Source organism: Leclercia sp. GHBNCSD, assembly GCF_055805075.1.
The window spans coordinates 2,333,931-2,345,837 of sequence record NZ_JBQVYO010000001.1; the positions used below are offsets into that span (position 1 = coordinate 2,333,931).

An 11,907-nucleotide genomic window follows, 5' to 3' on the forward strand; every position below is an offset into this window, starting at 1 on the left:
AAAGGAGTTGATCATGGTTAGGTTAGATAAGAACGACCCTCTAATGTTGGCGCGTCAGCTGCCATTGAAGTCTGTTGCCCTGATTCTTGCTGGCGGCCGCGGTACCCGATTAAAAGATTTAACGATCAAGCGCGCCAAACCCGCCGTCCACTTCGGCGGTAAATTCCGTATTATCGATTTTGCTCTGTCCAATTGCCTCAACTCAGGCATTCGCCGTATTGGCGTCATTACCCAGTATCAGTCACACACTCTGGTGCAGCACATTCAGCGCGGCTGGTCGTTCTTCAGTGAGGAGATGAACGAGTTTGTCGATCTGTTGCCTGCCCAACAGCGCGTACATGGCGAAAACTGGTACCGCGGCACCGCCGATGCGGTCACGCAGAACCTCGATATCATCCGCCGTTATAACGCCGAGTATGTGGTGATCCTTGCCGGGGACCATATCTACAAGCAGGACTACTCGCGCATGCTTATCGACCATGTCGAAAAAGGGGCGCGCTGCACCGTAGCCTGTTTGCCGGTGCCCGTTGCCGAGGCGACGGCGTTTGGCGTCATGGCGGTGGACGAAAACGACAAGGTGATCGATTTCGTGGAAAAACCGGCAAACCCACCTTCAATGCCGGGCGATGACACTAAAGCGCTTGCCAGCATGGGTATCTATGTCTTTGATGCAGATTACCTTTACCAGCTGCTGGAAGAGGACGACAAGGATGAAAAATCCAGCCACGACTTCGGCAAAGACATCATCCCTAAAATCACCAAATCTGGCATGGCCTATGCACATCCTTTCCCGCTCTCCTGCGTGCAGTCCGATCCGAATTCAGAACCGTACTGGCGCGATGTAGGAACCCTGGAGGCGTACTGGAAGGCTAACCTCGATCTGGCCTCTGTCACGCCGGAACTGGATATGTACGACCATAACTGGCCGATTCGTACTCATATGGAGTCTCTGCCGCCGGCAAAATTTGTCCAGGACCGTTCGGGCAGCCACGGCATGACCCTGAACTCGCTGGTTTCCGGCGGGTGCATTATCTCCGGCTCGGTGGTGGTGCAGTCGGTGTTGTTCCCGCGCGTGCGGGTGAACTCCTTCTGCAATATTGATTCATCAGTGCTGTTACCCGACGTCTGGGTGGGCCGCTCGTGCCGCCTGCGTCGTTGCGTTATCGACCGTGCCTGCGTGATTCCGGAAGGCATGGTAATTGGAGAAAATGCGGAAGAGGACGCGCGCCGTTTCTACCGCTCAGAAGAAGGTATCGTGCTGGTTACGCGTGAAATGCTGCGTAAACTGCAGATCAAACAGGAGCGATGATGCAGGTTTTACACGTTTGTTCTGAAATGTTCCCGTTGCTCAAAACCGGCGGGTTGGCGGATGTGATAGGGGCGTTACCGGCGGCGCAAATTGCAGGTGGGGTTGATACCCGCGTGCTGTTACCCGCTTTTCCAGATATTCGTCGCGGCGTGCCTGACGCGCAGATCGTCAGCCGCCGCGAGACCTTTGCCGGGCGCATCACATTACTGTTTGGCCATTACAACGGCGTGGGCATCTACCTGATTGACGCGCCGCATCTTTATGACCGCCCAGGGAGCCCGTACCACGACACTAACCTGTTTGCCTATACCGATAACGTGCTGCGTTTCGCGCTGCTCGGCTGGGTAGGGGCGGAGATGGCCTGTGGGCTGGATCCGTTCTGGCGTCCGGACGTGGTGCATGCCCACGACTGGCACGCCGGGTTAGCGCCAGCCTATCTGGCGGCACGCGGCCATCCGGCGAAGTCGGTCTTTACCGTGCATAACCTGGCATACCAGGGCATGTATTTCGCCAAACATATGGATGACATCGATTTGCCATGGTCATTCTTTAATATGCACGGGCTGGAGTTTAAGGGGCAGATCTCCTTCCTCAAGGCCGGGCTTTACTACGCCGATCACATTACCGCCGTCAGTCCAACCTACGCGCGGGAGATCACCGAAGCGCAGTTTGGCTATGGGATGGAGGGGCTGCTCAGTCAGCGTCATCGCGAAGGCCGACTGTCGGGCATTCTCAACGGCGTGGATGAAAAAATCTGGAGTCCGGAAACCGATCTGCTGCTGGGCGCGCGCTATAACCGCGACTCCGTGGAAGATAAGGCCGAGAACAAACGTCAGCTGCAGGTTGCCATGGGACTGAAGGTCAACGACAAGGTGCCGCTGTTTGCGGTGGTAAGCCGTCTGACCAGCCAGAAAGGACTCGATCTGGTGCTCGAGGCGCTGCCGGGTCTGCTGGAGCAGGGCGGGCAACTGGCGCTGCTGGGGGCGGGCGATCCGGTACTGCAGGAGGGCTTCCTCGCCGCCGCCGCCGAACATCCGGGACAGGTGGGTGTGCAGATTGGCTATCACGAAGCGTTTTCGCACCGCATCATGGCGGGCGCAGACGTTATTCTTGTGCCGAGCCGTTTTGAGCCCTGCGGCTTAACCCAGCTGTATGGTCTGAAGTACGGCACACTGCCACTGGTGCGGCGTACTGGCGGGCTGGCGGATACCGTATCCGACACCTCGCTGGAGAATCTGGCGGATGGGATCGCCACCGGATTTGTCTTTGAAGACAGTAATGCCTGGTCGCTGTTACGCGCGATTCGTCGTGCTTTCGTGTTGTGGTCACGTCCTTCTTTATGGCGTTTTGTTCAACGTCAGGCGATGGCCATGGATTTTAGCTGGCAAGTTGCGGCGCAGTCCTACCGCGATCTTTATCAACGCTTGATGTAACAATGCTGGAATCAGAGATATGAATGCACCCTTTTCCTATGCGTCTCCCACGGTAAGCATTGAGGCGTTAAAGCACTCCATTGCTTACAAGCTGATGTTCACCATTGGCAAAGACCCGGTCATCGCCAACAAACATGAATGGCTCAACGCCACCCTGTTTGCGGTGCGTGACCGGCTGGTTGAGCGCTGGCTGCGCTCCAACCGCGCTCAGCTCTCACAGGAGACTCGCCAGGTTTACTATCTGTCGATGGAGTTTTTGATTGGCCGCACCCTTTCCAACGCGCTGCTGTCGCTGGGTATCTATGACGACGTCAAAACCGCGCTGGAAGAGATGGGGTTAGATTTAGAAGAGCTGATTGACGAAGAGAACGACCCTGGCCTCGGCAACGGTGGTCTGGGTCGTCTGGCAGCCTGCTTCCTCGATTCGCTGGCGACCCTCGCCCTGCCAGGGCGTGGCTACGGTATCCGCTACGATTACGGCATGTTCAAACAGAACATTGTCGATGGCCGACAGAAAGAGTCTCCGGACTACTGGCTGGAGTACGGCAACCCGTGGGAGTTCAAGCGCCACAATACCCGTTATAAAGTCCGCTTCGGTGGCCGTATTCAGCAGGAAGGCAAGAAGAGCCGCTGGGTCGAGACCGAAGAGATCCTGGCCGTGGCTTACGATCAGATCATTCCCGGCTACGACACTGACGCCACCAACACGCTGCGCCTGTGGAACGCCCAGGCCAGTAGCGAGATTAACCTCGGTAAGTTCAACCAGGGCGACTACTTCGCGGCGGTGGAAGATAAAAACCACTCCGAGAACGTCTCCCGGGTGCTCTATCCGGATGATTCCACCTACTCCGGGCGCGAGCTGCGCCTGCGTCAGGAGTACTTCCTGGTCTCCGCGACCATTCAGGATATCCTGAGCCGTCACTACCAGCTGCACAAAACCTACGCCAATCTGGCGGATAAGATCGCGATTCACCTGAATGATACCCACCCGGTGTTGTCGATCCCTGAGCTGATGCGCCTGCTGATTGACGAGCATAAGTTCAGCTGGGACGAGGCGTTTGAGGTGACCTGCCAGGTCTTCTCCTACACCAACCACACGTTGATGAGCGAAGCGCTGGAAACCTGGCCGGTGGATATGCTGGGCAAAATCCTGCCGCGCCACCTGCAGATTATCTTTGAGATTAACGACTTCTTCCTGAGAACGTTGCAGGAGCAGTATCCGCACGACACCGGCCTGCTGAGCCGCACCTCGATCATTGATGAATCCAATGGCCGCCGGGTGCGCATGGCGTGGCTGGCGGTGGTGATCAGCCACAAGGTCAATGGCGTGTCTGAGCTGCACTCGAACCTGATGGTGCAGTCGCTGTTCGCAGACTTTGCGAAAATCTTCCCGATGCGTTTCTGCAACGTCACCAACGGGGTAACGCCGCGCCGCTGGCTGGCGCTGGCGAACCAGCCGCTCTCCGATGTGCTCGACGAGAACATCGGTCGCACCTGGCGGACCGATTTAAGCCAGCTGAGCGAGCTTGAGCAGCATGCTGACTTCCCGACGGTGAATAAAGCGGTGCGTGATGCCAAGCTGCTCAATAAAAAGCGGCTGGCGGTGTGGATGGCGCTGCATCTGAACGTAGTCGCTAACCCGAAAGCGCTGTTCGACGTCCAGATCAAACGTATCCACGAGTACAAGCGTCAGCTGATGAACGTGCTGCACGTGATCACCCGCTACAACCGCATCAAGGCCGACCCTGATGCGGACTGGGTGCCACGCGTGAACATTTTCGCCGGGAAAGCGGCGTCGGCCTACTACATGGCGAAGCACATTATTCATCTGATCAACGATGTGGCGAAGGTGATCAATAACGATCCGCAGATTGGCGACAAGCTGAAGGTCGTCTTCATCCCGAACTACAGCGTGAGTCTGGCCCAGCTGATCATTCCGGCCGCCGATCTCTCGGAGCAGATCTCCACCGCAGGCACCGAGGCGTCGGGCACCAGTAACATGAAGTTTGCCCTCAACGGCGCGCTGACCATCGGCACGCTGGATGGCGCCAATGTTGAGATGCTGGAGCACGTGGGTGAAGAGAACATCTTTATCTTCGGTAACACCACAGAAGAGGTGGAGGCGCTGCGTGCTAAGGGCTACTCACCGCGTGATTATTACGAGCAGGATGAAGAGCTGCGTCAGGTGCTGACCCAGATCGGCACCGGGGTATTTAACCCGGATGAGCCTGGCCGCTATCGCGACCTGGTGGATTCGCTGATTAACTTCGGTGACCACTACCAGGTGCTGGCGGACTACCGCAGCTATGTGGATTGTCAGGACCGGGTGGACGAGCTGTACCGTAAGCCGGAAGAGTGGGCCACCAAAGCGATGCACAACATCGCCAATATGGGCTACTTCTCGTCGGATCGCACCATTCAGGAGTATGCCGAGAACATCTGGCATATCAAACCGGTGCGGTTGTAAAAAAACGCCGGGTGGCGGCTGCGCCTTACCCGGCCTACGTTCATTTGTCTTTTGTAGGCCCGGTAAGCGCCAGCGCCACCGGGCACGAAGCCCGCATGAAACCTGTAGGCCCGGTAAGCGTTAGCGCCACCGGGCATTTTTTATGATGCTAACGACAGCTCACGCTTTCCCATACGCTGCGCCAGCCACAGCGCCACGCGCGACTGTTGTTCCGCATTAAGCCACATCCCCTCTTTGGTGCGACGCCAGAGCGCATCGTCCGCGCGGCGTACCCACTCGTGGTCGGCTAAGTAGCGCAGTTCCGCCTCGTAAAACTCATGGCCAAAATGTTCGCCCAGATCGGTCAGATCCTTCGCCCCGTTCAGGATCAGCTCGCTATTGCTGCCGTAGGTGCGGGCAAAGTGGCGGGCCATGGATTCGCTGATAAACGGATAGCGACGGCGCAGTTTTGCCGCATAGTCATCGCGGTTGCCGCCGATATCACCGCCGGGCAGCACCGCGCCTTTGGTCCATGCCGGGCCGATACCCTGGTAGAAGGGGGCCAGTTTTTCCATCGCATGTTCCGCCAGCTTACGGTAGGTGGTGAGCTTGCCGCCAAACACCGACAGCAGCGGCGCTTTGCCGTGATCGTCGTGAATATCGAGCGTGTAGTCGCGAGTAATAGCCTGCGGTGAATCGGATTCGTCGTCGCACAGCGGACGTACGCCAGAGTAACTCCAGACCACATCCTCGCGCGCCAGCGTCTTTTTAAAGTGCGCGTTATAGACCTCCAGCAGATAGCTGACTTCGCTCTCGTCGATCTCAACGTTCTTCGGATCGCCTTTGTACTCCACGTCGGTGGTGCCGATGATGGAGAACTCATCCATCCACGGGATGACAAACACGATGCGCTTGTCTTCGTTTTGCAGAATATAGGCCTGCTTCTGGGTATGGACGCGCGGCACTACAATGTGACTGCCTTTGATCAGGCGGATGCCATACGGCGACGGCAGCTGCATCCCCTGGTCAAAGAACTCCTTCACCCAGGGGCCGGTTGCGTTCACCAGCCCGCGTGCCTGCCAGCTGAAGCGCTCGCCGGTATCGATATCTTCCGCTTCGACGATCCACAGCCCTTTTTCCCGGCGCGCCGAGACCGCGCGGGTGCGGGTTTTCACCTCGCCGCCTTTACGTTCAACCATTTGCGCGTTGGCCAGTACCAGGCGGGCATCGTCCACCCAGCAGTCGGAATATTCGAATCCGCGCACAATCTCAGGCTTCAGCACCGAGTCTGCGCCAAAACGCACACCGGCAGAGGCGGGCAGGCTGGTGCGTTTGCCCAGGTGATCGTACATAAACAGACCAATGCGGATCATCCATGCCGGGCGCAGATGCGGGCGGTGCGGCAGACGAAAACGCATCGGCGTGGCGATATGGGGAGCCATTTTCAGCAGCACTTCACGTTCCGCCAGGGCTTCACTCACCAGGCGGAACTCGTAGTGTTCCAGGTAACGCAGGCCACCGTGGATCAGTTTGGAGCTGGCGGAGGAGGTGGCACAGGCGAGATCCTGCGCTTCCAGCATCAGGACAGATAACCCGCGCCCGGCCGCATCAGCCGCAATGCCTGCACCGTTGATACCGCCACCTATTACAATCAGATCTTTAGTTTCCATTGTACCCTCAGCACTTTCGTTAAAGCTCAAAAATGTTCGATATCGCTCATATTAGCAAAGGAAATGGATTTTAGTAACATCAAAAAAACATTTTTGAGTGATAGAGCTAACATAATGGCGTTTACCCGCCGCCACGACGTACACTAACCGTTAAAATAGTGCGGTCCCAGGCCGCACGGCACGTGAACAGACAACAGAGAGCACCATGGAACAATTTGAATGTATTAACGTAGAAGAAGCCCATCAGAAGATGCACCAGGGCACCGCAGTGCTGGTGGATATTCGCGATCCGCAAAGTTTTGCGATGGGCCACACCCCGGGCGCATTCCATCTGACCAATGCCTCGCTCGCCGAGTTTATGCGTGACAACGATTTCGACACCCCGGTGATGGTGATGTGCTATCACGGCAACAGCAGTAAGGGGGCGGCGCAATATCTGCTGCAACAGGGCTATGACTCGGTTTACAGCGTGGACGGCGGCTTCGATGCCTGGCACCGTCATTTCCCGGCAGAAGTCGAGCACGCGGGCATTTAGGGTATATACTGTCCCCTTTTGTGTGGAATAAGCGACTGCCGCCGATGCTACTGATCACCTCTTTTAACAACCCGCGCGTCGCCCAGGCGTTTGTCGACTACATGGCGACGCAGGGTGTCATTCTTACCATTCAACAACATACGCAAACCGACGTCTGGCTGGCGGATGAGAGCCAGGCTGCCCGGGTTGAGGCAGAGCTGGCGCGTTTTCTGGAAAATCCCGGCGATGCGCGCTATCTGGCGGCGAGCTGGCAGTCCGGCCATACCGGTAGCGGCCTGCGTTATCAGCGCTTTCCTTTCCTTGCGACCGTGCGCGAACGCGCGGGGCCGTTTACCCTGGGGTTAATGGCGGCCTGCATTCTGGTCTTCATTATGATGAGCGTGGTGGGCGATCAGCAGATCATGCTGCTGCTGGCCTGGCCCTATGACGCCTCGTTAGAGTTCGAATTCTGGCGCTACTTCACCCACGCGCTGATGCACTTCTCGTTCCTGCATATTCTCTTTAACCTGCTGTGGTGGTGGTATCTCGGCGGGGCGGTGGAGAAACGGCTCGGCAGCGGCAAGCTCATCGTGCTCACCCTCATCAGCGCGCTGCTTAGCGGCTTTATCCAGCATAAATTCAGCGGCCCGTGGTTTGGCGGGCTTTCTGGCGTGGTCTACGCGCTGATGGGCTATGTCTGGCTGCGCGGCGAGCGCGATCCAGAGAGCGGTATCTACCTGCAGCGCGGGTTAATGACTTTCGCGTTAATCTGGATTATTGCCGGATGGTTTGATCTGTTTGGTATGGCGATTGCCAACGGTGCTCACGTTGCCGGGCTGGCGGTCGGGCTGGCGATGGCGTTTGCCGATACGCTCAATGCGCGAAAACGAACATAAATCTGGCAGGGAACTCCGATGAAACAAACACAACGTCATGATGCCATTATTGACCTGGTGAAAAAGCAGGGATACGTCAGTACCGAAGAGCTGGTGGAGCAGTTTGCCGTCAGCCCGCAGACCATCCGCCGCGACCTCAACGACCTGGCCGATCAGAACCGTATCCTGCGCCACCACGGCGGCGCGGCGCTGCCCTCCAGTTCGGTCAACACCCCCTGGCATGACCGCAAGGCGACGCAGACCTCGGAAAAGGAGCGTATCGCCCGTAAGGTCGCCAGTCAGATCCCCAACGGCGCGACGCTGTTTATCGACATCGGCACCACGCCGGAGGCGGTGGCGCATGCCCTGCTCGGCCATGAAAACCTGCGTATCGTGACCAACAACCTCAACGTCGCCACCACCCTGATGCAGAAAGAGGACTTTCGCATCATTCTGGCGGGCGGCGAGCTGCGCAGCCGTGACGGCGGCATTATTGGCGAGGCGACCCTCGACTTCATCTCCCAGTTCCGCCTCGACTTTGGCATTCTCGGCATCAGCGGTATCGATACGGACGGCTCGCTGCTGGAGTTTGACTACCACGAAGTGCGCACCAAACGGGCGATCATTGAGAACTCGCGCCATGTCATGCTGGTGGTGGATCACTCCAAGTTTGGCCGTAACGCGATGGTGAATATGGGCAGCATAAGTATGGTGAATGCGGTCTATACGGATGTGATGCCGCCGGAAGGGGTGTTAAAAGTGATTCGCGATCATAAGTTGCAGTTAGAACTGTGCTGAGTTTGTGCCGGGTGGCGGCTTCGCCTTACCCGGCCTACAAAACCGTAGGCCCGTGCAAGCGTAGCGTCGCCGGGCAATAAATGGCAACAAAACCGTAGACCCGCGCAAGCGCAGCGCCGCCGGGCAATGCCCTACACGCCGTACCCCATCATCTTCAACAGCTGCTGCGCATGCTGCACCGCATCCTGACGGTGGGCGACGCCCAGCTTCTGATACAGGTTACGGATATGCGTTTTAATGGTGGTGGCCGCCACCGCCAGCTCACCGGCAATCTGCTCGTTGCTGTAGCCTGAGTAAATCAGCCCCAGAACCTGCCACTCGCGCTGGGTCAGCGGACTGGTGCGGATCAGCTCCGGCACTTCCGGGTGATTCAGCAGACGCTCCACAAAGGTCTCGTCGAAGTGGGCAAACTTGTGGCGATGATGCTGGTTAATCTCACGCAGAATGCGCTGGGCACGGTGCTGATCCAGCTCCGGCAGCGTGTTGAGCTGAATCAACTGGCGCAGCTGCTGCGCCATAGTCTCGCCTTCAATCACAAAGTGGCTGATAAAGCCGGTGCGGTTCGCCAGCTGCAACGCTTCCAGCAGCACGCGTTGGGCGTCATTCTTACGGCCTGACTGCCAGTAAAGCTGGTTTTGCAGCAGCAGGTTGCGGTTGAGATCGCTCATCAGACGCAGGCTGCGGGCATTTTCGTTCAGCTCTTCCAGCACCATCTCGGCCGGTTCAAATTCGCCTAACAGGATCTGCGCCCGGGCAATGTTGCGCCACTGGCTCTGCAGGAAGTGGTTATTGGCGAACGCCGGCTTCGGCGTCTGGCGCAGCCAGTTGGCCGCCGATTTCTTGTCGCCGGTCATCTGCCAGTAGATCACCCGCACCTTATCGGCGTTCGATACCCAGTCGCTGTGGTACTGACCGTTGCCGAGCAGGTTTTCCAGGCGGTTGAGATGGTTCCGGGCGTTGTCGAGATCGCCGCGCGCCAGGGAGCACTGCACCAGCAGGCCCAGACACTGCAACTGCTGCTGCGGCTGATAGGTGGAGAGCACATTGACCCCAAGACGGGCGGTGCTTTCGGCTTCGTCCAGACGTGCCCACGCCCACAGAAGCTGGGCGCGAATGCGCAGCAGGAACTCGTGCATTGGCAGCTGTTCCAGATGCTGATCGCGGATCAGGTTGAATGCTTTTTCCTGCGTCTCCCAGGCGGCCTGCAGGAAGCCCTGGGCAAACAAAATTTCGCTCTGCTGGATCAGGCTCCACAGCGCGTAGTGCCAGACATCGTGACGGCGCGCCATCTGTTCGGTCTGCTGCATCAGCGACAGGGAGCGGGTGAGATCGCCTTTACAGTGCAGCACTTCCCCATGCACCGAGGTGGCAACGATACGGCTGTAGAAGTTCGCCAGGGGCAGCTCTTCCAGCGCGACCATCGACAGGCGCTGGGCCTCTTCCTGGTCGCCGTCATTGATCGCCACCTGCGCGCGCAGGGCGTTAAACTCGCCGTGCAGGGCGGCATCCATCTCGCCCTTCATCTCCTGCTCGGCGCGGGCCAGCAGGGTGTTCACTTCGCTGTAGCGATGCTGACTCTGCATCAGCCAGGCCTGGAGCAGCACCAGGCGTGGATTTTCCAGCAGGCTCTCCCACGGCAGGGCGCGCAGCGACTCTTCCAGCAGGGCCAGCTCGCTGTGATTAAACAGGCTCCAGGCGTGGTTGAGCAGGATATCGCGCAGCATATGGGCATCGCCCGCTGCCAGCGCGTGATGAATCGCCTCGCTCGGGAACCCCTGCGCCATCCAGCTTTCTGCCGCGGCGCGGTGGATTTCCGGCAGTTCGGTCGCCAGCTCCCACTGACAGCGCTGGCGCAGGAAGCTGCCAAACAGCGGATGGTAGCTGAACCATTCGCCGGAGTCGTCCATACGCTGCAGGAACAACCCCTGACGCTCAATCTCTTCCAGGCGCATCTGGCCGTTGTCTTCGCCGGTGACGCGCACAATCAGGGCATCGTTCATCGAGCGCAGCAGGGAGCTTTTCAGCAGGAACTGACGGGTGGTTTGATCGACGCTGTTGAGCACTTCATCCACCAGGTAATCGGAGAGGTGGCTGGCATTGATCCCCGACAGACGACGGGCGGACTGCTGCGTCGGGCTATTGTTATGCCGCGCCGACAGCGCAATAAGCTGCAGGGCGGTCGCCCAGCCTGCTACGTCGTCGCACAGGCGGCTGCTTTCCGCCACCTCGATAGGGGATTTCAGGCGGCAGTCAAAGAACTGCTTCGCCTCCTGATGGGTAAAGGAGAGCTGCTGGCTGCCGATTTCCAGCAGCTGATCGCGCACGCGCAGGTTAGCAATGCCCAGCTGCGGCAGGTTGCGCGACAGTACCACCAGGGTCAGGTTTTCCGGCTGATGGCGCAGGAAGAAGCGCATCGACTCATGGATCACCGGGTTGGTGATCAGATGATAATCGTCAATGACCAGATAGAGCGGGCGATGCCATTCGGCCAGCTCGATAAACAGTTGGGAAAACAGTGAGGAGAGGCTGGCGTACTGCCGCTTTTGCACCATGCTTTCGCTGGTTACGCAGTGTCCGTTGGTCGCCTGCTGAATGGCGGCGATCAGATAACTGGCGAAGCGCTCCTGCTGGTTATCGCCCTCATCAAGGGAGTACCAGCCAAGATCGGTCTTGCCGGATGCCCACTGCGAAATGAGCGTGGTTTTGCCGTAGCCGGCAGGGCTCGTTACCAGCGCCAGTCGAAAATTGTTCGCGCCGGAAAGTTTCGCCAGCAAGCGTTCGCGGACCACAGTATGGTCAAGACGAACCGGGCGACTTAATTTGGACGGAATCAACATAGTTTTCACTTCACTGTGTGGAAAT

The 11,907-nt window shown here is 58.1% G+C and carries 8 protein-coding genes; 6 read left to right on the plus strand and 2 right to left on the minus strand.

Features of this window, described 5'->3' with window-relative positions; translation table 11 throughout:
* Window positions 1–13 precede the first annotated feature (13 nt).
* The 3 genes from glgC to glgP are packed head-to-tail and all read left to right on the plus strand — an operon-like array spanning window position 14 to window position 5,209.
* The gene (glgC, locus tag ACT3IC_RS11255) at window positions 14–1,309 is read left to right on the plus strand and encodes a glucose-1-phosphate adenylyltransferase (protein ID WP_103177334.1); all 1,296 of its coding nucleotides are present in this window, start codon (window positions 14–16) and stop codon (window positions 1,307–1,309) included.
* On the plus strand, window positions 1,309–2,742 hold the full coding sequence (gene glgA, locus ACT3IC_RS11260; RefSeq protein ID WP_103177333.1) for a glycogen synthase GlgA: 1,434 nt from the start codon (window positions 1,309–1,311) through the stop codon (window positions 2,740–2,742). Before glgC ends, glgA begins: the two co-directional genes overlap by 1 nt.
* A gap of 19 nt (window positions 2,743–2,761) precedes the next feature.
* Window positions 2,762–5,209, plus strand: coding sequence for a glycogen phosphorylase (gene glgP, locus ACT3IC_RS11265; protein ID WP_103177332.1), 2,448 nt, complete (start codon window positions 2,762–2,764; stop codon window positions 5,207–5,209).
* A gap of 140 nt (window positions 5,210–5,349) precedes the next feature.
* On the opposite strand, the gene glpD is transcribed toward glgP, so the two are convergent.
* Window positions 5,350–6,858: a glycerol-3-phosphate dehydrogenase gene (gene glpD, locus ACT3IC_RS11270; RefSeq protein ID WP_473477462.1), complete on the minus strand. Its 1,509-nt coding sequence runs from the start codon at window positions 6,856–6,858 to the stop codon at window positions 5,350–5,352.
* A 205-nt stretch (window positions 6,859–7,063) separates the two neighbouring features.
* Here glpD and glpE point away from each other — a divergent pair, with 205 nt between their 5' ends.
* Genes glpE through ACT3IC_RS11285 form a run of 3 tightly spaced genes read left to right on the plus strand, consistent with a single transcriptional unit; the run spans window position 7,064 to window position 9,045 of the window.
* Entirely contained in the window at window positions 7,064–7,393 is a 330-nt protein-coding gene (gene glpE / locus ACT3IC_RS11275; protein WP_103177330.1) for a thiosulfate sulfurtransferase GlpE, read from the plus strand.
* A 44-nt stretch (window positions 7,394–7,437) separates the two neighbouring features.
* Entirely contained in the window at window positions 7,438–8,268 is an 831-nt protein-coding gene (gene glpG, locus ACT3IC_RS11280) for a rhomboid family intramembrane serine protease GlpG (RefSeq protein ID WP_103177329.1), read from the plus strand.
* Window positions 8,269–8,286: 18 nt separating this feature from the next.
* Complete coding sequence (locus ACT3IC_RS11285; protein WP_103177328.1) at window positions 8,287–9,045, plus strand: DeoR/GlpR family transcriptional regulator; 759 nt, start codon at window positions 8,287–8,289, stop codon at window positions 9,043–9,045.
* 131 nt (window positions 9,046–9,176) lie between these two features.
* On the opposite strand, the gene malT is transcribed toward ACT3IC_RS11285, so the two are convergent.
* Window positions 9,177–11,882, minus strand: coding sequence for an HTH-type transcriptional regulator MalT (malT, locus tag ACT3IC_RS11290; RefSeq protein WP_103177327.1), 2,706 nt, complete (start codon window positions 11,880–11,882; stop codon window positions 9,177–9,179).
* Window positions 11,883–11,907: the final 25 nt, after the last annotated feature.

Excerpts from the sequence above, each read along its gene's own strand:
- glgC (WP_103177334.1), top strand. The coding sequence starts at position 14 with ATGGTTAGGTTAGATAAGAACGACCCTCTAATGTTGGCGCGTCAGCTG.
- glgA (WP_103177333.1), top strand. The coding sequence starts at position 1,309 with ATGCAGGTTTTACACGTTTGTTCTGAAATGTTCCCGTTGCTCAAAACC.
- glgP (WP_103177332.1), top strand. The coding sequence starts at position 2,762 with ATGAATGCACCCTTTTCCTATGCGTCTCCCACGGTAAGCATTGAGGCG.
- glpD (WP_473477462.1), bottom strand. The coding sequence starts at position 6,858 with ATGGAAACTAAAGATCTGATTGTAATAGGTGGCGGTATCAACGGTGCA.
- glpE (WP_103177330.1), top strand. The coding sequence starts at position 7,064 with ATGGAACAATTTGAATGTATTAACGTAGAAGAAGCCCATCAGAAGATG.
- glpG (WP_103177329.1), top strand. The coding sequence starts at position 7,438 with ATGCTACTGATCACCTCTTTTAACAACCCGCGCGTCGCCCAGGCGTTT.
- ACT3IC_RS11285 (WP_103177328.1), top strand. The coding sequence starts at position 8,287 with ATGAAACAAACACAACGTCATGATGCCATTATTGACCTGGTGAAAAAG.
- malT (WP_103177327.1), bottom strand. The coding sequence starts at position 11,882 with ATGTTGATTCCGTCCAAATTAAGTCGCCCGGTTCGTCTTGACCATACT.